Source organism: Bradyrhizobium genosp. SA-3, from assembly GCF_004212635.1.
GTDB lineage: Bacteria > Pseudomonadota > Alphaproteobacteria > Rhizobiales > Xanthobacteraceae > Bradyrhizobium.
Genome location: NZ_PSRT01000048.1, coordinates 1 through 20,957 on the forward strand (window position 1 = coordinate 1; position 20,957 = coordinate 20,957).

The window sequence follows — 20,957 nt, forward strand, 5'->3', positions numbered from 1 at the left end:
GCAAGTCGCCTTCGTAGCGACGAATGACCCGAAAGACTTCGAGAATTGCCCCTCAGCGCTCGCCCGGCCACCAGGTCGAGGGCGGGTGATTAACTGAAATCTTTGTTGGCCTCAAAGCCACGAGCGCGCTCCGCTTGTACGGATAGCCGCGGACCTGCGAACAGTCCTTGCAACGCGTGTAGCGTTCGAGTTCATGCACCGGCGTTGTCTTGGGACGTCGAATGATGTCGAGCGCTACGGTTTGATTGGTGTTGCAGCCAAGACATCGAACTTCGAGATACGGGTATCCACCATTGATCGCATCGCCGATCGTTGGCGATGGCTGCGCGGGACCTTTGTAGCCGAGCATCCGATTGTTCCATGCCACGCAGGCAAGCGTGTCAGCCTCCTTGCGCGCGAGCTTGGCGCGCTCAGCCGACATCTTGATTTGAGTGCCAAAGAGGTATTCGCGCGACTTCGTGGACATCCGATCATCAAAGGCACGAGCCAACAGCGTTGGCAAATTGTCGATTCCTGGTGGGCGAGTGGGGCGAGGAGCTACTGCCCTTCGTGGGTGTGGAAAACAGAGGAGGCTCAACCGCGAAGAAGGCGGGCAGCAGCCGGAAGGTGGAGCGCTAGCTAGGACGCTGAGGCCAGGAGAAAAGTCAGCCAATCGAGAGAGTTTCTATTGATCTCGTCCCCTGGTTGCGATTGATTGCAATCCGGCCGGGGGGCGCACCAATGCGGATACTACAAGTCGTCACACTGTCTTGTCTGTTGGGTGGCTGTTACGCTACGAGCGCGGATGTTCGCGCCAAGCTCGGCCAGGACTACATCGGAAAAAACGTCGACGCTTTGGTCCTTCAGTGGGGGCCGCCGACGAGCAGCTTCAAGATGAACAGCGGCGAAACCGCCTATGTGTGGCAGCTGGCAAATGGGACTTCCTTTTCGGTCTCTCAAGACGGCCCACAGAGCGCTTCGGGAAGGTCGCGAGGGTATGCCTGCAAGGTCAACATCATCGCATCACCGAATGGAACGGTAACGAAGCTCGACACCGAAGACCCGGACGGCAAGGTCTATTATGGGCCTTTCGATACGGGCATCAGGACCGGCAGCATGTGCGCGGAGCGACTCGGGATGAAGCGCGAGTAGAGGCGCCTGCGGAGGGGTGTCCGGCCGACAAGGCGTGTACTCAAAGGCACTAACGTCAGCTTCTGACGGCCAAGCGAAAATCTTACGATCAATCAGAGCATTGCTGCTCGGGACACCAAAAACGGATCCAGCGGCTTCCTAAGCCTTGCACTACAACCTGTCACTTGGAGCACAGTCATTGCGATTATGCACAACTTCAGCAACTCGCTGCGGTACCTCGTAGGTTACTTCAGAAAACGTTATTAACTTCCGAGGTGGGACCGAACGCAGCTTATCTGCAATAGAATACTCTTTGGACTGATGCTCCTTTCGAGCCAATTCCCAGGCAGCTGAGGAAGGACCGTAGATCCTTGGAGACTTAGTAGTCCGCTGAACTTGGGTGTCCAGATCCCTCAGGTCTTTTACGATTTCGTCGTAGTTGATGCCGTGCTTCGTGAGTTCATCCTTTGTGGCCTGATCTAGGCCCCTTCTCAACGCACTCGGCGTGAGGAACACCGTGTCGGGTCGAATGTTCAATCGTGCTTCCTGACTTCTCTTCCAAAGGATGCACACGACGTCGGAGAAGAGCTTAACCTCTCCTGGATTTTCATTCGAGACCACGTACGAATAGTACCTATGTAGAAAGTCGGACTTTAACACCAGCTGTTGAAGCTGAAATTTCTGCGTGTCGAGAAGTCCCTTGGCTTGATCGAGCGTCTCATTGAGGTGTTGTTTGTCTTTTTCGAGTCTTGCGGCTAGGCCTTTCGCCTCGTTGATCTCTAGATCCTTCTTGGCGATAATGACCTCGTTGTCCCTTTCAGTTTTCGCGGCTGCGATTTTCGCATCATTGATTTCTAGATCCTTCTTCGCGATAGCGAGTTCTTTGTCCCTTTCAAACTTCGCCACGACGCCTTTCGCTTCATTGACTTCTAGGTCTTTACGCAGGGTCGCGATGAATGATCCGAGCGAGAACGAACCGAATAGGAGCACGGCCATCACTCCCAGAAGGGCCCAAAGTTGACCCGGCTTGAGGCTGAGGACAATTGCCCGGATGCTCAGCGAACCGAAGTCGCCCGTCTGTCCTGACGTAGACTGTGCTGTGCTCATGCGCCAACCTCCGAAACGAGAATTGTCGAGCTATTTTGCACTGCAGATAAGCCTGAAGGCTTCGCGTTAGCGTTTCTGTCGAACTATGCTTGCACATCGCCGAAGACATTAGCTTGGGTCATAGGTCTGGGATGTGATGTACTTCACAAATTTTAGCTCAAAGGAGCCATCACGAGTTCGAAGGGTGTAAAAGCGCTTCGCTACGACCCGATTTGACACGTCGGGCAAAACACTGGCAAAATAGTATCATCGAGACGAGTTTGTTTGCGCCCGCGCCGGATATTTCCGCCGCGGGTTTTTTGCGTCTCGATCCAGAATGTTGGCTGAAATTATAATGGGATTTTCCAGATGACTGAATTGGTCGTGAAGAACAAGCGTTCCGAAGTCGCATTTGCGCGGGAGGCTGCTCGCAGAACCTTGAAGCACCGGACGATGACTGAAATCAAGTCATTGGCACGGACGCACACCGTGCACGCCGTCAACACTCTCTTGCAGATCATGCGTGATAAGAACGCTCCCGCGCATGCACGTGTCTCGGCGGCCAATGCCATTCTCGATCGCGGATGGGGCAAGCCGTTGCAGCCGATCGTGAGTGAAGACGGCAAGCCCCTTGAGTTTGTCCACCGCATTGAGCGCGTCATTGTCCATCCCGGCGATAACGTGACGATCGATGCTGAGATTGAGGAGAGCGTTCAGCGAGCACCGCTCAGCGTTCTCGGAAGCATCGGCGCGACAAACGATTTCGACGTCTCTCACGAAGAGCTTTGGCTGCTTTCGCAGGACAAAGCATGAGCGCGAACTTGCAGAAGCTGCTTCAAACGCGTGTTGGGCCAAGTGCAGAAGCCGGATGGCCGCAATGGATCGCCGACGCGCTTGCATACAGGCCTGAGAGCCAGGCTCCGGAATTGGCTCCGCCCGAGAAAGCGGCCGCATCAGAAACCAACGATCGGCGCGACATTCGGACCTTGAACCGTGTCTTGAAAACCTGATGCCTCAATCAAGCCCGCGGGATGCCGCGGGCTTTCCCTCTTTGGAGGGCTGTGACGTTGGTGCGCTAGGCCCCAGCGCCGCTCGTTCGCTGCGACAGAACGCAAATGCTCCTGGCCTGATCCTGGATTCGGCGCTTTTTGGACAGAAGCGGACATTCAACCAACCGATAAACTCAGTCGAACCGTCGAAAATGACCCCAACCGGACATCTATTCGACGTCATAAAACTGACGACCGTTCCGCAACAACTTGTAAGAGACGTGAACTTAGTCAGCAACCTTGACCAAAGCGAAGTCGCAAAAATCTGCTAAGCTTGAGAAATTCGGGCGTTTGGCCCCTGCGGGGAGGCAATGGTGACGAACTCGGAAGTCTCCAGCGACCTACCGGGCAAACCGGCATCCGATAATGACCCACTGAACAAAACGGCATCTGATAACGAGCCACCGAACAAACCGGCATCGAATCTTAACTTTAAGAGTCGCCTCCGGGCGCGATTGCAGCTGATCGGCGGGGCGCTCGCTTCGATTGCCGCGATCGGCGCGATCGCGGGTGGCCTCGTCGGCTACTGGACTGTGTGGAAGACGCTCCGCACCGACGTGTTTCCGGACAAGCAACAGGCGCAGAGGGAGGCCACGGCCCGGCCCGACGTTGCTCCCCGCTTGTCACTAGTCGTCCTGCCGTTCGCAAACCTCAACAACGATCCGGAGCAGGACTATTTCGCCGACGGCATTACGACCGATCTGACGACCGACCTCGCGCAAATGCCCGGCGCGTTCGTTATCGGACGCGGAACGGCCTTTACATACAAGAACAAGCAGATCGACTTCAGGACGCTCGGCAGGGACCTTGGCATCCGCTGGGCAGTCCAGGGCGCGGTGCGGCGCAACGGGGATCAGGTCCGGGTCAACGTATCACTTACGGATATCGCGAGCGGTCGGGACGTTTGGTCCGACCGTTTCGACGGCGATCGTACGAACCTCGCCGCCTTGCAGGACCAGATCACAGCGCGGCTCGCCCGCTCGCTGAACATTGAACTGATCCAAGCCGAAAGCCGTCGCAGCGAAGCGGACCGGTCGAGGAATCCAGACGCCATGGACTTCACGATGCGCGGTTGGGCAAAGTTCTACGAGCCGCAGTCGAAGATCCAAAATGCTCAGGCAAAGGACCTATTCGATAGTGCGCTGCGCCTCGATCCCGACAACGTTGAGGCCATGGTCGGGAAAGCGCGGTGTTTAGCCGCTGATGTGAACAATCGATGGTCTGCTTCCGTTGTTGAAGACAAAAAACAAGGGCTCGACCTCATCGACAGAGCTCTGTCCAAAAGCCCGGCAAGCGCGGGTGCTCATTGGGCCAAGGGAAACCTTCTGCTATTTGGAGACCCTGAGGGGGCATTGGCTGAATACGATACTGCGCTCGAAATTGATCCAAATAATCCAGCAGTCTACGGCGCTAGAGCAATTACACTTATCACCTCCGGGCGGACGCGCGAAGCTTTCTCGCCGGCCCAATTGGCTCTCCGTATCAGTCCCAGAGATCCTTTTGCTTCCGTTTGGCGCTACTGGCTCTGCCATGCACACTTGCACCTACGCCAATATGCAGAAGCCATCGAGGAATGCAGGCGCTCGGTCAATCTGAACAACTTGAACTTATACAGCTATGTAGATCTGACATCGGCTTATGGAGCCACGGGGCAATTGGAACAGGCACAGCAGAGCTTGACTGAATTGAACAAGCTCCGACCAGACTTTACGATCCAGTGGTACCGTGATCTTGGTTACTCAATCTCAAGCAACCCGCAGTTTCGTCGGGAGTTCGATGGCATTGTCGATGGGCTGAGGAAGGGAGGCGTCCGGGAGCAATAAGGTGGCGCCTGCTGACGTTGACGTTCCATGTCGAATGTCACTTATTGGCCCAACTGCGAAGTACGGACGCGCTCCCCGATAGTCAGCTCATGGCCCATCGCGACGTTTGCGGCGTTGCACAAGTGAGGTCAGTATCAGAGCAAACCGGACATCGCGAACGATTCATGACTATGCGTCTTAGCAATGGTTCTTGTGCTCCACCGCATTCGGCCCGAACCACCTCGTCATCGCCTCCGCAAGTCCGCATCCGCTCTCGCCTTCCACCCAGGCCACATGGCCGTCGGGCCGCACCAGCACTGCGCTTGGCGCGGCGACCTGTCCAATGGCCGGTAGCTCCCATGGGCCGTCATAGGCGGCGTCGACGACACCGATGCGATCCGCCCAGGGCGCAATGTCGATGCCACCGCGCCTGCCAAAATTGAGCAGCACACCGCGCGCGCCGTGCAGCAGCGTGAACAGTTTTAGCTTCCGTTCTTCGACGCTCAGATCGAGATCCGGCATGCGGCGCCCGAGCAGCGCATGCCCTTCGCCGAGATCATAGCGGATGTCGAGCCCGCTCATCATCGCGCCAACGCGTTGGCGCGGCTGGTCCATGGCGAACAACTCGGAGACGACGTCGCGCGCGGCCTTGAGGCCGTCGTCGCCGCGGCGGAGCAGCGCGATTTGCGCCATGGTGTTTTGCAGGACGCGTGCCGCGACGGGATGGCGCTCGGAATGGTAGGTGTCGAGCAGGCTGTCGGGCGAGATGCGATTGACGACCTGCGCCAGCTTCCAGCCGAGATTGACGGCGTCCTGCACGCCGGTGTTGAGGCCTTGCCCGCCGACGGAGTGATGGATATGCGCGGCATCGCCGGCGAGCAGCACGCGTCCTTTGCGATAGGACACGGCCTGTCGTGCCGCGTCGGTGAAGCGGGAGATCCATGCGGGATTCTCGAGACCGAAGTCGGTGCCGTAGACCGCGACGAGGGCGTCGCTGAGATCGCGCAAGGTGGGCTCGCCGGTGCGCGCGAGGGTTGCTTCCGTCACGACGACCAGCACGCGTCCGCTCTCCGTCTTGCTGAGGCCGTGAAAGCCGAGCGCGTCGTGACGCAGGCCAAAGGCCGGTGCCTCGCTCATCTCGACCTCGGCCATGAGATTGCTGAGCGTCGGATCGAAGCCGGCGAAGTCGATGCCGGCAGTCTTGCGCACGGTGCTGCGACCGCCGTCGCAGCCGACGAGATAGTCTGCGCGCAACGTCTCGCCGCCCGACAGCGCGATATCGATGCCGGTCTCATCCTGCGCAAAACCCGTCACCTCGGCGTTGCGATAGATCGGCACCGCGAGCTCCTCGACCCAGCCGGCCAGGATGCGTTCGATGCGGCTCTGCCGCAGCGCGAGGCCGTAAGCGTGGCGGGTGGGGAGATCGCTGATGTCGAGCCTCGTCCAGGCGAAGCCGGCGAGCTGGGTGATCTGGCCCTTGCGCAGGAAGCGGTCGGCGACGCCACGTTGATCGAGGATCTCGATCGTGCGGGCGTGCAATCCGCCGGCACGCGTCTCGACCAGCTCCTGGTTCGCGCGCCGCTCGACCACAGCGACGTCGACATGGGCGAGCGCGAGCTCCGCGGCCAGCATCAAGCCGGTCGGGCCGCCGCCGGCGATCACCACGACATGATCGGTCATCGCAGCGGTCCTCGCGCCGGCGCGATGCGCCTGCTGGTGTGAACGGGACCTTGGAAGCAAGACAGGCATGGCGTGACCCCTCGATGTGTTGGCTGGGCCACGGGTTCTACGGCAGGAGCGGGGACTTGAAGCAAGCCCCTTGCGCACCACATATCTAGCTGGGAGGAAGGGCTTGCCGTTCCGCGTTTGCCGCGTTGACACGTCGGGCAAAACACTGGCAGAATGGCATCATCGAAAGAGTTTGGTTCAGCCCGCGCGGGAGCATTCCGCTGCGGGTTTTCTTTTGGCGTGACGGTCAGCAGATGCCAGTGGTTCGCTGCATGATGTCGGCGAGTTCCTCGAACGAGAACGGCTTCCTGATCATCGGCAGGCCGCCGCGCCGGGGTTCGCGCCCGGATAGTTGAAGCACCGTCAACTCGGGGCGGACTCGTTTGGCCAACTCGGCCAGTTCATGGCCATCCATGCCCGGCATATTGATGTCCGTGATCAAGATGGAGATGTCCCGGTTCTCGTTGAGCTGATCGAGCGCATCCGAACCGTTTTGGGCACTGATCACCTGGCAGCCAAGATCTTCCAGCATGCCGACGATCACGTCGAGGACGGCGGCGTCGTCATCAACAACCAGGACAGTGTGACTCATCGAACGAACGTTCCTTCTGACGACGGAATAAACGCGCCTCTCGTCGGGTAAGTTCCGGCAAGCCTAATCGTCCTTCGACAAATCGCCGGGCTTCGTGGGAAGGTCGATGGTGCCGCCATCGCCGTGCACGAGATCGCGATCCCCGTCCTCGGTCTCGCCGGAATCTTCAATGATCTCCTCTTGCGTATCGTGCGCCTTGTCGATGCGCGGCTCGTTATCGCTGCGCGGCTTGGTATCGCTGCGCGGCCTGTTATCGCTGCGCGGCCTGGCCCCGGGCAGGTTTCGTGATGTCTTTGGTGACATTGTTTTCAGTGTCATTGGCCGATCCTCCTGATCGGCTAACTATCGCCGGGCCCGTAAGTTCGTTTGACACGTCGGGCAAAACACTGGCAGAATGGCATCATCGAAAGAAGTTTGGTTCAGCCCGCGCGGAGAATATCTGCGGCGGGCTGTTTCAATTTCAACATAGGTTTTGACACGTCGGGCAACACACCGGCATGATGACATCATCGAGACGAGTTTGGTTCACCCGCGCGGACAACATCCGCCGCGGGTTTTTTCGTTCTCGATTCCAGAATCGGACGGCGGCCCACGCATTGCGGCCACGCACTTGCTTGATACGCGTTGAGGGAGCGCCGATCGGCGTGCCGCCGTCCGAACCATTGCTGGCCGCGCACGCGCGAACGTGCCGGCCCGCGGCGCAGGGCCCGTTGCCCGCGCCGCTGCGGTTTCCGGGAGCCGAGCTCGGGCATTGGTACGAGCCGGACAAGCTCATGGGCTATTGCGTCGCGCTCTATTTCGCAAAGCTGCTGGTCTGGGACAAGGTGCTTGGTCTTGGCTCCACGGACGCTCTGGCGGGATTTGCGGCGGTCACGGCCAATCTCGTGGTCTCCTTCTACTTCGCCAAACGTGGCTTCGAGAACATTGCAAGGATCATCAGGCGATGAAGATGCCAGACGATGAAATCAAGGCCATCGTCGCCGAGACGCTGGCTGAGCAGCACAGACTCCAGCAGGAGAGCATCGATGCGATCGTGTTGAAAGCGGTGGCGTCGGTGCTGGCGTCTTTCGGAATCGAGGATGACGATCGGAGAGAGCTCCGGGCGGACTTCCAGCACCTGCGGCGATGGCGCAAGAGCGTGGAACAGGCGCAGAGCTATACGTTCAAGGCCGTGATCACGGTGATCGCCACCGGTCTGATGGGGGCCGTCTGGCTGGGTGTCAAGGTCGTGCTGGGCAAATGAGGCTTGTGCGGCGACGACGTCGCCGCGCGACGGATCGAGGTCGCTCCTCGCTAATGGGTATGCCATGTACAGAATTCGAGTGGCCGATGCGTCCGATGATGACGTTGCCGACACCTTGGCCGATCTGCACCAGCTGACGTTTTTCGATGCCGCGGCGATGCCCCGGTTCGACATTGGCGTGTGGTGGCTGGCCTATCACGGCGATGACGCGATCGCCTTTGCCGGTGTTGTACCGTCGACCCACGTGCGAAATGGCGGCTACTTCTCAAGGGTCGGGGTCTTGCGGCGGCATTGGGGGCACGGGCTTCAAATCAGGTTGATGCGGGCGATGGAGACAAGGGGGCGTCGTATCGGATGGAACAGCGTCGTTTCGGATACGACGGACAATCCGGTATCCGCCAATAATTTCATCGAGGCGGGCTATCGGCTCTATGAGCCCGAGATACCCTGGGCCTGGTCGCATACGCTCTACTGGCGAAAGTGGCTGAGATGAGCGGTAGAGCGGCGTTTCCCGTGATGCGGAACGCGGCCTGTAACGTCGAATAGTCCGTAAGAGATGTGGCGCAGCCTATATGCGCAGAATGTCGAGAGGCCCGGCAGCCCGATGGCTGCCGGGCCTTTTTGCGTTTTCAGGCGATGCAGGTGAAACACTTGCGAAGTCGGTGGCGCCGGGCTTTAAGTTCGCTCTTGCAGGAAATTCGGCGGCTATAAGCCGATGCAAAGGAGCGCTATCAATGCCCACCAAGCCTCAATTGCCGGAACGTTCGTCGCGGGCGACGGGAGGGCAAACTGCGCTCGATGGTCTGCTGGTCGTCGATTTTACGCGTGTCGTCGCCGGCCCGGCCTGCACACAGACGCTTGCTGATTTCGGCGCGCAGGTCATCAAGATTGAAAACCCCGACGGCGGCGACGACACACGCGCCTACGAACACGCCGAAATCGGTGGAGAGAGTGCCGCCTATCTCAGCCTGAACCGCAACAAGCGCGGCATCGTGCTCGACCTTACCGTGCCGGAGGCTCGCGAGATCGCGCTCGACCTGATCCGCAAGGCGGACGTCGTCGTCGAGAATTTTTCCAGCGGGGTCATGAAGAAATTTGGCCTCGATTACGAAGCTGTCGCTTCGCTCAATCCACGGCTGGTCTACTGCTCGATCTCCGCCTACGGACGCACCGGACCGTTCGCTGCGCGTCCGGGCTTCGATCCGATCACGCAGGCGGAAAGCGGCTTCATGTCGCTCAACGGGTTTGCCGACGGCCCGGCGGTTCGTACCGGTCCGCCGATCGTGGATATGGCCACGGGAATGTCTGCCTGCAACGCCATCCTGCTGGCATTACTGGCGCGGGACCGGCTCGGTCGCGGGCAGCATGTCGAGGTCGCTCTGTTCGACATTGCGATGGGGATGACCGGTTTCTACGGCATGGCCTATCTGATCAACGGCGAGAGTCCTGGCCGGTTTGGCAATTCGCCGAGCGGATCTCCCACCGTCGGCGTCTACGAGGCGTCCGATGGGCCGCTGTACATGGCTTGCGCCAACGACCGGCTCTATCGCCGTCTCGTGGTCGAAGTGCTCGACCGGCCCGATCTGATCACCGATCCGCAATTTGCGACGCGGAAAGCGCGCTCCGAGAACAAGGAGCTCCTGCGGGCGGCTATCGCCGAGGTCTTTGCAAGCGATACCCTCGAGAACTGGATGGCAAAGATGAAGCTGGCCAATATCCCGGTCGGCTATCTCCGGACGGTGGAGGAGGGGTTCAATGCGCCGGAAGCGCGCGAGCGCCACCGCTTGAGCCGGATTCCGCATCGTACAGCAGAATGGGTCCCCAACATCGAGTCGCCGATTGCGATGAGCCTGACTGGGGCCATTGATCCCGTGGCTGCTCCGCTGCTGGGTGAGCATACGAAGCAAGTCTTGCACGATACGCTCGGCTACGACGAACGTCGCATCGCGGAGTTCGCCGAAAAGGGCGCCTTTGGATCGGCCAAGCCTTCGACCGATTTGAGCTAGGCAGGTACCACGCGACCGCACTGCGAGCGTGGTCTCGACTTGATTTGGCGAAGGTCCCGCCGCATAAATGTGCGAGAGCGAGGGATACGAATGGCGCCTGGTCGAGAGCCGAGCATGAGCGAGCCCGCTGGACTGAAAGCCGGTGAACGCGCCTATGCGGCAATGATCGCGAGGGCCCGGGCGCTCCTCCCACGGCTGCGAGAACGGGCGGCGCGGACGGAGGAGCTACGGCATCTTCCGGCGGAGACTGAAAAGGATCTTCACGACGCCGGCCTGTTCCGGATGCTCCAGCCGAGACGGATTGGCGGCGCGGAGCTTGACTATGTCGCCCTGATCGACTGCGCCGAACTGCTTGGATCGGCGGATGCGTCAGTGGCTTGGAACCTTGCCAACCTGGCGAGCCATCATTGGATGCTCGGCATGTTCGAGCAGAAGGCGCAGGATCTGGTCTGGGACGGCGATCCGGACGTGTTGATTGCGTCCTCGTTCATTTTTCCGGCGGGACGCGCCACGAGGGTCGCGGGTGGATATCGGCTGCATGGTAGCTGGCCGTTCTCCTCGGGCGTCGCCTCCTGCGAATGGAATATGCTTGCAAGCGTTGTTTACTCCGACGACGAAGCCGACGGCATCGCGTATCGAATCTTTTTGCTGCCGAAAGGCGACTATAATGTCCTCGACACCTGGAATGTCGCGGGACTGCGCGGGACGGGATCTTGCGACGTGGAGGTCAGGGACGCCTTTGTGCCTGACTATATGACGGTCGCCGTCGGCGATCTCGCCGGGGGCCCGACGCCGGGAAGCAAGGTCAATCCGAATCCGCTGTATGCGCTCCCTGTGTTCTCGCTGTTTCCTTACGTCCTCTCCGGTGTCGCGCTGGGAAACGCGCAGGCGTGCCTCGACGATTATGCCGAGGTCGCGCGTCATCGCATCTCGACCTACAACCGTGCCAAGCTGAGCGACTTTCAAAGCACGCAGATCAAGATCGCGGAGGCCTCGGCGAAGATCGATGCGGCGCGCCTGATCATGCGCTCGGCCTGCCTGGATGCGATGGAGAACGCTCGGTGCGGTCGTATTCCTGATATGGCGACCAAGACCAGACATCGGCGTGATGGAGCCTTTTCGGTGAATCTGTGCACCGAGGCGGTCTCCATGCTGTTTGCCGCGAGCGGAGCGCGCGGCCTGTTCACGACCGGCGTGCTGCAGCGGCAGTTCCGCGATGCGCACGCGATCAACTCGCATCTCGCGTTCAACTTCGACGCGGCCGGGACCAATTATGGACGCGTGGCGCTGGGCCTGCCGTCCGAGAATCTCACGCTGTGAGGCCGGCCGATGAATGATCTGCCGAAGCAGCCGGCCGTTCCCGATCCAGCCAACGAATTCGCGAGCGACAGTTCGTCGATCGATCCTCGCGATTTCCGCAACGCGCTCAGCACCTACGCAACGGGCGTGACGATCATCACGGCCGCGGCTCCTGATGGCAAGCCGTATGGTCTGACGTGCAATTCGTTCGCCTCGGTCTCGCTGAATCCTCCACTGGTTTTGTGGAGCCTCGTCGTCTATTCCTCGAGTCTGCCCGTATTCCAGAACGCCAGTCATTTCACGGTCAACGTGCTCGGCGCTTCGCAACAGGCACTCGCGAACAAATTCGCCAAGTCGTCTGACGACAAGTTCGCTGGCGTGGATTGGACGCCCGGCCTCGGCAATGCGCCGGTGCTGGCAGACAGCGTCGCCAATTTCCAATGCCGCTCCGTCAATCGCTACTATGGTGGCGACCACGTGATCTTTCTCGGCGCAGTCGAGGCTTATACCTACAATGCGAAGGAGCCGCTGCTCTTCGCGCGCGGGACGTTCGGTCGCTTTCAGGCCGACGCTGGGCGCAAGAAGGCGCCGTAACGCGCTTCCGTCCTAGACAGCTCGCTCCGACGCTGAAAGCTTGTAGATCTCCAGCGCGTCCGCTTCCGCGCCTCGCGCGGCCTTCGCCAACCTGAAAAGTTGCCCCGCAAGCGAGGCCATCGGCACCGGCGTCGACGTCGCCTGTGCGACATCGGCGACCGTATCGAGGTCCTTGAGCATTGTGGCGATGTGACCGAGCGGTGGGGTGTGAATGCCCTGAACCATCCGCGGCACGAAGAGCTGGAGCGGGATGGAATCCGCGAAGCCGCCGGCGAGCGCTTCGGGCAATCGGTTGGCGTCAATTCCGGCGTTCACGGCAAGGCGCGTTGCTTCGGCGAGGACGGCCATCGCGCATCCGACGATCACCTGATTGCACAGCTTTGTGGTCTGGCCGGCGCCGATCGGGCCCATGTGAGTGAACCTGCGCGCCATGGCCAGCACATAGGGCCGCACCCTCTCGATGTCGGCCGCTTCTCCGCCAGCCATGATCGCGAGGGTGCCGTCCTCCGCGCCCTTCGTGCCCCCGGACACTGGCGCATCGATCCAGCCGGTACCGTTCGTGTCTTTCAGTCGCGTTGCAAGGTCGCGTGCGGCGTCAGGATGAATCGACGAGAAGTCGACGACAAGCTTGCCGGCGCCGGGAGCCGATGAAACACCATCGCGCCCGAAGATCACCTCTTCGACGGCGGCGGCGTCCGTCACGCACATGAAGACGATCTCCGAGCTCGCCATCACGTCGCGGGGCGTATCTGCGCGGCTCGCGCCGGCCTCGACGAGCGGAGCCATCTTGTCCTGCGATCGGTTCCAGATAGTGACCTGATGGCCAGCCCTAAGCAGGCGCCGGGTCATCGGTGCGCCCATGAGCCCAAGGCCGATATAGCCGAGCCTCTCGACCTCTTGCGGGTTTGTCCTGCTCGCATCAGCCATAGGTTGCCTCCTTCTGTCGCAGCGCAACGCCGCGCGACCGCCGGCTTACCTTACATGGCGCTTCGCTCGGTGGCACCGGTGGGCATGCATAGCTTGCCTGATTGTTTGAACCATGAAACATTTGGGCTGGTCGGGTTGGGGGCGCCCGTCGGCGCCGGAGCAGCGGAGTAGGCACGATGCGAACCGTTTCGAGGTGGATCCTGGCATTGAGCGCGGTTGCGGCCGTAATCGCGGGCTCAGGCCCGTTGCGGGCGCAGCAAACCATCCGCGTAGGCTGGACGATCCCGGCCGAAGAATCCAAGTACTGGATGATGCGCCGGCCGGCCGAGTTTCCCAACCTCGGCAAGGCCTACAATATCGAATGGACCCAGTTTCAGGGCACCGCGCCGATGACGCAGGCACTTGCAGCCGGGGCGCTGGATTGCGCGACACAGGCGCCGCTGTCGCTCGCCAACGGCGTGGTTGGCGGCAATCTCAAGGCCTATATCGTGGCACAGCACGTCTTCGAGAAGCCCGGCGGCTTCTCGGTCTATTGGGCTGTCATGGATGACTCGCCGATCAAGACGATTGCCGATCTCAAGGGCAAGACGGTCGGCATTTCCGTGATCGGCGGCGGCACGCAGGGGCCATTCAACCTGCTCCTGAAGCAGAATGGCGTCGATCCGGCCAAGGACATCAAGCTGGTCGAGGTCGGCTTTGCCGTCTCCGAAGACGCGCTCCGGCAGGGCCGTGTCGATGCGGTCAACATGAACCAGCCCTTTGCCGCGCGCGCAGAGGCAAAGGGCGGCACCCGAAAGCTGTTCTCGCTGTCGCAGGTCATGCCGAACATCGTGCACATCCTGGAAGCCTGCCGCGCCGATTTCGTCGACAAGAACCCGGAACTGGTCAAGGCTTATGTCCGCGACATCACGTCGGGCATGAAGAAGGCGCTGGCAAACCGCGAAGAGACCCTGAAGGTCGTGTCCGAGGTGCTGAAAGCGCCCGTTCCAGTGCTCGAAACCTATCTGCTCAAGGACAACGATTTCGGTCGCGATCCAGGTGCGGCGCCGAACTTCCCAGCGATCCAGAAGATGCTGGATATCTATGCAGAGACAGGAATGCTGCCGAAACTGGATGTCGCCCAGTTCAAGCATCCGACGATCGTCGCTCCGCTGCAATAAGCGTGCAGGCGAATTATCCGAGGAGAGGGATCGTGGCGTTCCGGATCATCCGGAACGCCGCATGAAGAAGATGCACGTATGAAGAAGTTGCGATCCCGGATCACCACAGACGGTCTCGATCGAGCCCCGCATCGTGCGTTCATGCGCGCAATGGGTCTCGACGACGCCGCGATCGCCAAGCCGATGGTCGGCGTCGTCAGCATGAAGGGCGAGCAGACGCCCTGCAATATGACCCACGACTTTCAGGTCGCCGCGGCCAAGACCGGAATCGAGGAGGCCGGTGGCACGCCGCGGGAATTCTCCACCGTGTCGGTTTCCGACGGCATCAGCATGAATCATGAGGGGATGAAGTTCTCCCTGTTTTCGCGCGAGCTGATCGCCGACTCCATCGAAGCGGTCGTCCATGGTCTGGCTTACGATGCCCTGATCGGATACGGCGGATGCGACAAGACGCTTCCCGGCGTGATCATGGGCATGGTTCGCTGCAACGTGCCATCCATTTTCATTTACGGCGGCAGCTCGCTGCCCGGCCGCGTAGACGGGCGGACCCTGACGGTGCTCGACTCCTATGAGGCTGTCGGCAGCTTCATGACCGGCGAGATCGACGGCGCCACGCTCGAGCGGATCGAGCGCGCCTGCCTGCCGACCATCGGTGCGTGCGCCGGCCAGTTCACTGCGAATACCATGGGCATGGTGTCGGAGGCGATGGGCCTCACCATCCCCAACGTCTCGATGGTCCCCGGTGTCTACACCGAGCGCGCGCAGATCTCACGCCGGGCCGGACGCCTGATCATGGAGATGCTGGAACGCGGCGGGCCGCTGCCGCGCGACATCGTGACGCGGAAGTCCCTGGAGAATGGCGCCGCGATCGTCGCTGCGACGGGCGGCTCGACCAATGCCGCTCTGCATCTTCCGGCGATCGCGAACGAGGCGGGCATCGCGTTCACCATCGATGACGTCGGCGAGGTCTTTTCCAGGACACCGATGATCGGGAATCTGCGGCCCGGAGGCAAATACACGGCGAAGGATGTCTACGATATCGGCGGCGCCGCCGTGGTGATCGGCGAACTGATCCAGAGCGGGCATATCGATGGTAGCTGCATCACCATCACGGGCCGCACGCTTGCCGAAGAATATGGTGCGGCTAACGCGCCCGATGGTGAGGTCGTTTACGCGGCCCGTGCGCCGATCATGCCCGATGGCGGCGTGGCGGTGCTGAAGGGCAACCTCTGTCCCGACGGCGCGGTGATCAAGGTTGCGGGATTGAAGAGCCAGTTCTTCGAGGGCGTGGCACGGGTTTTCGAAGACGAGGAGGCTTGCGTCAAAGCGGTTCGTGACCGCAGCTACAAGGCGGGCGAGGTGCTGGTGATCCGCAATGAAGGGCCGGTCGGTGGCCCCGGCATGCGCGAGATGCTCGGCGTCACCGCGCTGATCTACGGGCAAGGCATGGGCGAGAAAGTGGCCCTGATCACCGACGGACGGTTTTCTGGCGCGACCCGCGGCATGTGCATCGGCTACGTCTCCCCTGAGGCGTTTGTTGGCGGTCCCCTGGCGCTTGTTCGTGACGGCGATAGGATCCGGATTGATGCCGCAAACCGGCGGATGGACATGCTGGTCGACGAGCAGGAACTTGCGGCGCGCCGACGCGATTGGAAGCCTCGCCCGCCGCGTCATCGAGCCGGCGCGCTGGCGAAATATGCGCGATTGGTGGGCCAGGCACCGGGTGGAGCTGTCACGCATGAAGGGCCGGCGGAATGGCCCTGGTTCGAATGACGCACCGCCGGGTGCGAAAACGACCACTGTCTGGCAGGTTTCTTGCTAAGCTCGTGCCGCTGAAGGTGAACGTTCGGCAGGTTCGTCGAGTAATGTTTACGCGCAAGTGAGGCGAGCGACGGGATGACGGCAGTGCCTTCGAGATCGAGTGAATGGGTGAAACCGGTGATGTCACAAAACCGGGCTTCTGCGATCATTCAGATCGACCGCGTCTCGCAGGTTTTTCAAACCTCGGCGCGCAAGGATCATGTGGCGTTATCGGACATCTCGCTCACGATCGACGAGGGCGCATTTGTCTCAATCCTCGGTCCGTCCGGCTGTGGCAAGTCGACACTGCTCTACATCGTCGGGGGCTTCGTCAGCCCGACCAGCGGCGCGGCGAAGATGAAGGGGCAGGCGATCACGGGGCCTGGTCCAGATCGCGGACCCGTGTTTCAGGAATTTGCCCTGTTTCCTTGGAAAACGGTGCTCGGCAATGTGATGTATGGCCCGCGCCAGCAAGGCGTGCGCACCGCTGAGGCTGAAGCGCAAAGCTGCGCCTTGATCGAAATGGTGGGCCTCAAGGGTTACGAGAACTTCTATCCCAAGGAGCTGTCGGGCGGCATGAAGCAGCGCGTCGCGCTGGCGCGAACGCTCGCCTACCATCCCGAAGTCCTGTTGATGGACGAGCCGTTCGGTGCGCTCGACGCCCACACCCGGACGCGCTTGCAGAACGATCTCTTGAACATCTGGGAGCGTGATCGCAAGACAGTGTTGTTCGTCACCCACTCGGTCGATGAAGCTGTCTTCCTCTCCGACAAGGTCGTGATGATGTCGAAATCGCCCGGCCGCATCCGGCAGGTCATCGACATTGATCTGCCGCGGCCGCGCCGTCGCAACGAGCTGTTGCTCGATCCACGGTACCAGAAGCACGTCGTCGACATCGAGCGCATGTTCGATGAGAGCGACGAAGCCGGCACACCCGCATGATGTCGTCGGCTGCCATAGTCAAGCGCGCTGCCCCGGTACTCGCCTGCATCGGATTGCTGGCGGTGTGGCAGGTCGCGTCACTCGCGCTGAAGAACGACAGTTTTCCGACGGCGATCGAAGCGATCCGCGCGATCCCGGATATTCTTGGCGATAAGGAATCCCTGATCAACATTCTGGCCTCGCTCCGCCGCATGGCGATCGGGTTTGGCGTGGCCGTGCTTGTATCGATTCCACTTGGTCTCCTAATGGGACGCAGCCGCGCTGTCGCAGCCTTCTTCAATCCACTCCTGATGGTGATCTATCCGGTGCCGAAGGCGGCGTTGATGCCGATCATCATGCTGTGGCTGGGCGTAGGCGACATCACGAAGACGTTGGTGATCTTCCTCGGCGTCAGCCTGCCAGTGATTTATCACAGCTTCGAAGGCGCCAAGGCTGTGGAAGAGAAGATGCTGTGGTCAGGCGCCGCGATGGGGCTTTCTCCGGCGCAACGCCTGGTGCGCATCGTGTTGCCGGCGGCACTGCCAGAAATTCTGACGGGCTGCCGCACGGGATTGGTGCTGGCGCTGATCACGATGATCACCAGCGAGATGATCGCCCGCCAGTCCGGCGCCGGGAACATCCTGTTCAACGCGCTCGACATGGGCCAATATGACACCGTCTTTGCGATGATCATCATCGTGGGGGCAATGGGAATCTGCCTCGACGCGATTTTCGAAAGGGTTCGTGCCCGTCTTGTGCGTTGGTCCGAGCCTCAATTCGACATGCCGCTGAGCTTCTCATGATGTCGCGCCTTCTCGCCCCAAACGTCGTTCTTGGCATTGCCCCGATCGTGCTGGTTGTCGCGTTGTGGCAAGGCTTGGTGTCACTCGGCTTCGCACCTGCAGTTTTGCTGCCGCCTCCAGGCTACGTCTTCAGCCGGTTGTTCCAGCAGCTCGTGACGTGGACGTTTCAGCAGGAGATCACGGCCACCCTGATCCGGCTGTTTGCCGGGTTCGCGATTGCGGTCGTGCTGGGTGTCAGTATCGGCATCGCCGCCGCCGCCAATCCCGCGATCAACGCTGTGGTTCGGCCGATCGTGCGCGTATTGGCGCCGTTGCCCAAGGTCGCTCTCTATCCAGCATTGTTGCTGCTGCTCGGCTTCGGCCACGGGTCGAAGATCACATTAGTGGCTGCCGATGCTCTCTTCCCAATTCTATTGTCCACCTACTACGGTGCGTCGACCGTGGAGCAGAAGCTGATCTGGTCGGCCATGGCGGCGGGAACGCCGCGCTATGAAATACTCTTCAAGGTCGTGCTGCCGGCGGCGATGCCGTCGATCTTGACCGGCTGCCGGATCGGCCTTGTCATCTCCTGCATCGTGGTGTTTCTGGCCGAGATGATCACGTCAACGGACGGACTGGGTCATGCGCTCGTGACGGCGGCCCGAACCTTTCAGGCCGTGGACATGTTCGTCCCGTTGATCACGATCTCGCTGCTGGGTTTGATCCTGAACGGCTTGCTTGGAGCCGTGCGATCGTATCTGCTCCGGGGCTTCCCCGAAGCGTAACAGACAAATAAGAATCCTGAAAGACAGGGAGTGAACCATGCTGGCTGATCGCATCGAGGCAAAATGGATCGACGCATTCTGCGAGATCTTTGAACGATGCGCCGTCAAGGCCGGCGATGCCGCGGCGATCCTCTCGGAAACCCAGTCGCGCGCGCTGAATGTGCATCTGGCGGAGCTCGCGCTGCTGCGGATGGGAGCGCGGCCGTTTCACGTGGTGATGCCGACACCGCGTAACCGTCATGTCGTTCCGGTTCGCTCGACCGGGGCGAGCGAGGCGATCCAGCGGCTGGGGCCGGTGATCAGCGCGCTTCAGCAGGCCGGCTTTGTGGTGGATTGCACCATCGAGGGCCTGATGCACGCGGTGGAGACGCCGGAAATTCTCAAAGCCGGCGCGCGCATTCTGGTGATTTCGAACGAGCATCCCGAGGCGCTGGAGCGGATGGTGCCAGATCCCGCGCTCGAGAAGCGTGTTCGTGCCGCGGCGAAGATGCTGCGCGGGACCAAGCGGATGCGGGTCACCTCAAAAGCAGGAACGGCTCTTGATGTTGATATGGTCGGAGCCTCCACGGTCGGTGTGTGGGGCTGGACCGACAAACCCGGTACGCTGGCGCATTGGCCCGGTGGAATCGTCGTCAGCTTTCCCAAGAGCGGGACAGTCAACGGCACCCTGGTGATGGCGCCCGGCGACATCAATCTCACCTTCAAGCGGTATCTGACGTCGCCGGTGAAGATGACGCTGAAGGACGATTATGTCGTCGAGCTGGAAGGCGAAGGTACGGATGCCGCGATGATGCGCAGTTATCTCGCCGCCTGGGGTGATCGCGAAGCCTATGCGGTCTCGCATGTCGGGTTTGGCATGAATCCCGGCGCGCGGTACGAGGCGCTCTCGATGTACGACCAGCGCGATACCAACGGCACGGAACTTCGCGCTGTGTCCGGCAATTTCCTGTTCTCGACCGGTGCGAATGAGTTCGCAGGCCGCTACACGGCGGGTCATTTCGACCTGCCAATGATGGGAACCACGATCGAACTCGACGGCATTGCCGTCGTCCGCGAAGGTGTGCTCCAGGACGTCTTCGGCTAGCCGCGATCGACCACGGGCGGCCGCGCCAGGCCAAAGTGGCGAAGCAGGTCGACCATGGCTTTGAGCCGCTCGACACGATAGGCATCGACATCGAGGCCGGAATAGTCGAGGAAGCCCGCGCCCGTCCGCAGGCCGATCCGTCCCTCGCTCATGTTGCGCGAAATCACCTCTGGCGCCCGATAGCGGTCGCTGCCGAGTGCGCCCTCGAGATAGCGGCTCGCGTAGTACAGGATGTCGCCGCCGCCCCAGTCGATGAATTCGAGCAGGCCGAGCACGGCGTAGCGGAAGCCGAAGCCGTAGCGGATCGCCTTGTCGATTTCTTCCGCGCTGGCGACGCCTTCCTCGACCATGCGTGCCGCCTCGTTCATCGCCAGCGCCTGGATGCGCGGGACGATGAAGCCGGGCGTCGCCGCACAGACCACCGGTACCTTGCCGATGCCTTCGAGCTGCGCCTTGACCTGGTCAATGACGGCGGGGTCAGTGGCCTTGCCGGGCGAAACTTCGACCAGCGGGATCAGATAGGCCGGATTGAGCCAATGCACGTTGAGGAAACGGCGAGGGTTCACGATCGCGCCGGAGAGATCGTCGACGAGAATGGTCGACGTCGTCGATGCAATGATCGTGTCCGGGCCGACTTGCCTTGAGGCGGCCGCCAGCACCTCCCGCTTGAGCTCGACGACCTCAGGAACGCCCTCGAAGACCATATCGGCCTCGGAGAGCGCTGCACTGCTTTCGCCGGCCGCCACCACCGAGACCCGCGCGATGAGCGGATCGACATCCGCCTCGGTCAATAGCCCCAGCTTCGACAGGCTGGCAAAGGTCTTCCTGACTTCGCCGAGCGCGTCCGCTTCCAGCTTGGCGAAATCGCCCGCGGAGCGCGCCTTGATGTCGATCATCGTAACCCTGTGCCCCGCATAGGCGAACGCGACGGCGATACCGCGTCCCATGCGGCCGGCCCCGAGACAGGCAATATTGACGCGATTGGTCAT

The 20,957-nt window shown here is 61.0% G+C and carries 23 protein-coding genes; 16 read left to right on the forward strand and 7 right to left on the reverse strand.

All coding sequences use genetic code 11. The features are described from left to right. Window positions 1–52 precede the first annotated feature (52 nt). Window positions 53–466: a hypothetical protein gene (locus CWO91_RS18290; protein WP_130215085.1), complete on the reverse strand. Its 414-nt coding sequence runs from the start codon at window positions 464–466 to the stop codon at window positions 53–55. Between the two features lie 407 nt (window positions 467–873). Between CWO91_RS18290 and CWO91_RS44335 the strand changes: the two genes are divergently transcribed. Continuing rightward, window positions 874–1,131: a hypothetical protein gene (locus CWO91_RS44335; protein ID WP_245471294.1), complete on the forward strand. Its 258-nt coding sequence runs from the start codon at window positions 874–876 to the stop codon at window positions 1,129–1,131. 150 nt (window positions 1,132–1,281) lie between these two features. Here CWO91_RS44335 and CWO91_RS18300 read toward each other — a convergent pair whose 3' ends face one another. Then, a complete protein-coding gene (locus CWO91_RS18300) occupies window positions 1,282–2,217 on the reverse strand; it encodes a hypothetical protein (protein ID WP_130214999.1) in 936 nt (311 codons plus the stop codon). 348 nt (window positions 2,218–2,565) lie between these two features. Between CWO91_RS18300 and CWO91_RS18305 the strand changes: the two genes are divergently transcribed. From CWO91_RS18305 to CWO91_RS18315, 3 genes are all read left to right on the forward strand, one after another. Continuing rightward, the gene (locus CWO91_RS18305) at window positions 2,566–3,009 is read left to right on the forward strand and encodes a hypothetical protein (RefSeq protein WP_245471295.1); all 444 of its coding nucleotides are present in this window, start codon (window positions 2,566–2,568) and stop codon (window positions 3,007–3,009) included. Beyond that, complete coding sequence (locus CWO91_RS18310) at window positions 3,006–3,206, forward strand: hypothetical protein (RefSeq protein WP_130215001.1); 201 nt, start codon at window positions 3,006–3,008, stop codon at window positions 3,204–3,206. Before CWO91_RS18305 ends, CWO91_RS18310 begins: the two co-directional genes overlap by 4 nt. Before the next feature lie 350 nt (window positions 3,207–3,556). Further along, window positions 3,557–5,068: a tetratricopeptide repeat protein gene (locus tag CWO91_RS18315; RefSeq protein WP_245471296.1), complete on the forward strand. Its 1,512-nt coding sequence runs from the start codon at window positions 3,557–3,559 to the stop codon at window positions 5,066–5,068. A 177-nt stretch (window positions 5,069–5,245) separates the two neighbouring features. On the opposite strand, the gene CWO91_RS18320 is transcribed toward CWO91_RS18315, so the two are convergent. From CWO91_RS18320 to CWO91_RS18330, 3 genes are all read right to left on the reverse strand, one after another. Further along, complete coding sequence (locus CWO91_RS18320) at window positions 5,246–6,796, reverse strand: FAD-dependent monooxygenase (protein WP_130215003.1); 1,551 nt, start codon at window positions 6,794–6,796, stop codon at window positions 5,246–5,248. 226 nt (window positions 6,797–7,022) lie between these two features. Then, complete coding sequence (locus CWO91_RS18325; protein WP_130215005.1) at window positions 7,023–7,367, reverse strand: response regulator; 345 nt, start codon at window positions 7,365–7,367, stop codon at window positions 7,023–7,025. 63 nt (window positions 7,368–7,430) lie between these two features. After that, window positions 7,431–7,685 (reverse strand): hypothetical protein, encoded by a 255-nt coding sequence (locus tag CWO91_RS18330; RefSeq protein ID WP_130215007.1) that lies wholly within the window; start codon window positions 7,683–7,685, stop codon window positions 7,431–7,433. Window positions 7,686–8,011: 326 nt separating this feature from the next. Here CWO91_RS18330 and CWO91_RS18335 point away from each other — a divergent pair, with 326 nt between their 5' ends. The 6 genes from CWO91_RS18335 (at window position 8,012) to CWO91_RS18360 (ending at window position 12,509) form a co-directional block, all read left to right on the forward strand. Next, entirely contained in the window at window positions 8,012–8,314 is a 303-nt protein-coding gene (locus tag CWO91_RS18335) for a hypothetical protein (RefSeq protein ID WP_130215009.1), read from the forward strand. Further along, entirely contained in the window at window positions 8,311–8,610 is a 300-nt protein-coding gene (locus tag CWO91_RS18340; RefSeq protein ID WP_130215011.1) for a hypothetical protein, read from the forward strand. The genes CWO91_RS18335 and CWO91_RS18340 overlap by 4 nt, the downstream gene beginning before the upstream one ends. 64 nt (window positions 8,611–8,674) lie before the next feature. Continuing rightward, entirely contained in the window at window positions 8,675–9,103 is a 429-nt protein-coding gene (locus CWO91_RS18345) for a GNAT family N-acetyltransferase (protein WP_130215013.1), read from the forward strand. Between the two features lie 241 nt (window positions 9,104–9,344). After that, window positions 9,345–10,616: a CaiB/BaiF CoA transferase family protein gene (locus CWO91_RS18350; RefSeq protein ID WP_165405528.1), complete on the forward strand. Its 1,272-nt coding sequence runs from the start codon at window positions 9,345–9,347 to the stop codon at window positions 10,614–10,616. A gap of 90 nt (window positions 10,617–10,706) precedes the next feature. After that, window positions 10,707–11,936, forward strand: a complete 1,230-nt coding sequence (locus CWO91_RS18355; RefSeq protein WP_165405529.1) for an acyl-CoA dehydrogenase family protein — start codon at window positions 10,707–10,709, stop codon at window positions 11,934–11,936. Between the two features lie 9 nt (window positions 11,937–11,945). Next, complete coding sequence (locus CWO91_RS18360; protein ID WP_130215017.1) at window positions 11,946–12,509, forward strand: flavin reductase family protein; 564 nt, start codon at window positions 11,946–11,948, stop codon at window positions 12,507–12,509. Window positions 12,510–12,521: 12 nt separating this feature from the next. Here CWO91_RS18360 and CWO91_RS18365 read toward each other — a convergent pair whose 3' ends face one another. After that, on the reverse strand, window positions 12,522–13,436 hold the full coding sequence (locus tag CWO91_RS18365; protein WP_130215019.1) for an NAD(P)-dependent oxidoreductase: 915 nt from the start codon (window positions 13,434–13,436) through the stop codon (window positions 12,522–12,524). Window positions 13,437–13,612: 176 nt separating this feature from the next. On the opposite strand from CWO91_RS18365, the gene CWO91_RS18370 reads away from it, so the two are divergent. The 6 genes from CWO91_RS18370 (at window position 13,613) to CWO91_RS18395 (ending at window position 19,968) form a co-directional block, all read left to right on the forward strand. Next, window positions 13,613–14,596, forward strand: a complete 984-nt coding sequence (locus CWO91_RS18370; RefSeq protein WP_130215021.1) for an ABC transporter substrate-binding protein — start codon at window positions 13,613–13,615, stop codon at window positions 14,594–14,596. A 78-nt stretch (window positions 14,597–14,674) separates the two neighbouring features. Then, on the forward strand, window positions 14,675–16,369 hold the full coding sequence (gene ilvD, locus CWO91_RS18375; RefSeq protein ID WP_130215023.1) for a dihydroxy-acid dehydratase: 1,695 nt from the start codon (window positions 14,675–14,677) through the stop codon (window positions 16,367–16,369). 123 nt (window positions 16,370–16,492) lie between these two features. Next, window positions 16,493–17,338 (forward strand): ABC transporter ATP-binding protein, encoded by an 846-nt coding sequence (locus CWO91_RS18380; protein WP_130215025.1) that lies wholly within the window; start codon window positions 16,493–16,495, stop codon window positions 17,336–17,338. Then, window positions 17,335–18,120, forward strand: coding sequence for an ABC transporter permease (locus CWO91_RS18385; RefSeq protein WP_130215027.1), 786 nt, complete (start codon window positions 17,335–17,337; stop codon window positions 18,118–18,120). The genes CWO91_RS18380 and CWO91_RS18385 overlap by 4 nt, the downstream gene beginning before the upstream one ends. Then, the gene (locus CWO91_RS18390) at window positions 18,117–18,884 is read left to right on the forward strand and encodes an ABC transporter permease (RefSeq protein WP_130215029.1); all 768 of its coding nucleotides are present in this window, start codon (window positions 18,117–18,119) and stop codon (window positions 18,882–18,884) included. Before CWO91_RS18385 ends, CWO91_RS18390 begins: the two co-directional genes overlap by 4 nt. 37 nt (window positions 18,885–18,921) lie before the next feature. Then, window positions 18,922–19,968, forward strand: a complete 1,047-nt coding sequence (locus CWO91_RS18395; RefSeq protein WP_130215031.1) for a peptidase M29 — start codon at window positions 18,922–18,924, stop codon at window positions 19,966–19,968. On the opposite strand, the gene CWO91_RS18400 is transcribed toward CWO91_RS18395, so the two are convergent. Next, window positions 19,965–20,957 carry a 3-hydroxybutyryl-CoA dehydrogenase gene (locus tag CWO91_RS18400; RefSeq protein WP_130215033.1) on the reverse strand — a complete coding sequence of 331 codons (993 nt, stop codon included), beginning with the start codon at window positions 20,955–20,957 and terminating at the stop codon, window positions 19,965–19,967. The genes CWO91_RS18395 and CWO91_RS18400 overlap by 4 nt on opposite strands.

What these genes read in the sequence shown, in the direction of transcription:
- CWO91_RS18290 (WP_130215085.1), bottom strand. Translation starts at nt 466, where the DNA reads ATGTCCACGAAGTCGCGCGAATACCTCTTTGGCACTCAAATCAAGATG.
- CWO91_RS44335 (WP_245471294.1), top strand. Translation starts at nt 874, where the DNA reads ATGAACAGCGGCGAAACCGCCTATGTGTGGCAGCTGGCAAATGGGACT.
- CWO91_RS18300 (WP_130214999.1), bottom strand. Translation starts at nt 2,217, where the DNA reads ATGAGCACAGCACAGTCTACGTCAGGACAGACGGGCGACTTCGGTTCG.
- CWO91_RS18305 (WP_245471295.1), top strand. Translation starts at nt 2,566, where the DNA reads ATGACTGAATTGGTCGTGAAGAACAAGCGTTCCGAAGTCGCATTTGCG.
- CWO91_RS18310 (WP_130215001.1), top strand. Translation starts at nt 3,006, where the DNA reads ATGAGCGCGAACTTGCAGAAGCTGCTTCAAACGCGTGTTGGGCCAAGT.
- CWO91_RS18315 (WP_245471296.1), top strand. Translation starts at nt 3,557, where the DNA reads ATGGTGACGAACTCGGAAGTCTCCAGCGACCTACCGGGCAAACCGGCA.
- CWO91_RS18320 (WP_130215003.1), bottom strand. Translation starts at nt 6,796, where the DNA reads ATGCCTGTCTTGCTTCCAAGGTCCCGTTCACACCAGCAGGCGCATCGC.
- CWO91_RS18325 (WP_130215005.1), bottom strand. Translation starts at nt 7,367, where the DNA reads ATGAGTCACACTGTCCTGGTTGTTGATGACGACGCCGCCGTCCTCGAC.
- CWO91_RS18330 (WP_130215007.1), bottom strand. Translation starts at nt 7,685, where the DNA reads ATGACACTGAAAACAATGTCACCAAAGACATCACGAAACCTGCCCGGG.
- CWO91_RS18340 (WP_130215011.1), top strand. Translation starts at nt 8,311, where the DNA reads ATGAAGATGCCAGACGATGAAATCAAGGCCATCGTCGCCGAGACGCTG.
- CWO91_RS18345 (WP_130215013.1), top strand. Translation starts at nt 8,675, where the DNA reads ATGTACAGAATTCGAGTGGCCGATGCGTCCGATGATGACGTTGCCGAC.
- CWO91_RS18350 (WP_165405528.1), top strand. Translation starts at nt 9,345, where the DNA reads ATGCCCACCAAGCCTCAATTGCCGGAACGTTCGTCGCGGGCGACGGGA.
- CWO91_RS18355 (WP_165405529.1), top strand. Translation starts at nt 10,707, where the DNA reads ATGGCGCCTGGTCGAGAGCCGAGCATGAGCGAGCCCGCTGGACTGAAA.
- CWO91_RS18360 (WP_130215017.1), top strand. Translation starts at nt 11,946, where the DNA reads ATGAATGATCTGCCGAAGCAGCCGGCCGTTCCCGATCCAGCCAACGAA.
- CWO91_RS18365 (WP_130215019.1), bottom strand. Translation starts at nt 13,436, where the DNA reads ATGGCTGATGCGAGCAGGACAAACCCGCAAGAGGTCGAGAGGCTCGGC.
- CWO91_RS18370 (WP_130215021.1), top strand. Translation starts at nt 13,613, where the DNA reads ATGCGAACCGTTTCGAGGTGGATCCTGGCATTGAGCGCGGTTGCGGCC.
- ilvD (WP_130215023.1), top strand. Translation starts at nt 14,675, where the DNA reads ATGAAGAAGTTGCGATCCCGGATCACCACAGACGGTCTCGATCGAGCC.
- CWO91_RS18380 (WP_130215025.1), top strand. Translation starts at nt 16,493, where the DNA reads ATGACGGCAGTGCCTTCGAGATCGAGTGAATGGGTGAAACCGGTGATG.
- CWO91_RS18385 (WP_130215027.1), top strand. Translation starts at nt 17,335, where the DNA reads ATGATGTCGTCGGCTGCCATAGTCAAGCGCGCTGCCCCGGTACTCGCC.
- CWO91_RS18390 (WP_130215029.1), top strand. Translation starts at nt 18,117, where the DNA reads ATGATGTCGCGCCTTCTCGCCCCAAACGTCGTTCTTGGCATTGCCCCG.
- CWO91_RS18395 (WP_130215031.1), top strand. Translation starts at nt 18,922, where the DNA reads ATGCTGGCTGATCGCATCGAGGCAAAATGGATCGACGCATTCTGCGAG.
- CWO91_RS18400 (WP_130215033.1), bottom strand. Translation starts at nt 20,957, where the DNA reads ATGACCAATCGCGTCAATATTGCCTGTCTCGGGGCCGGCCGCATGGGA.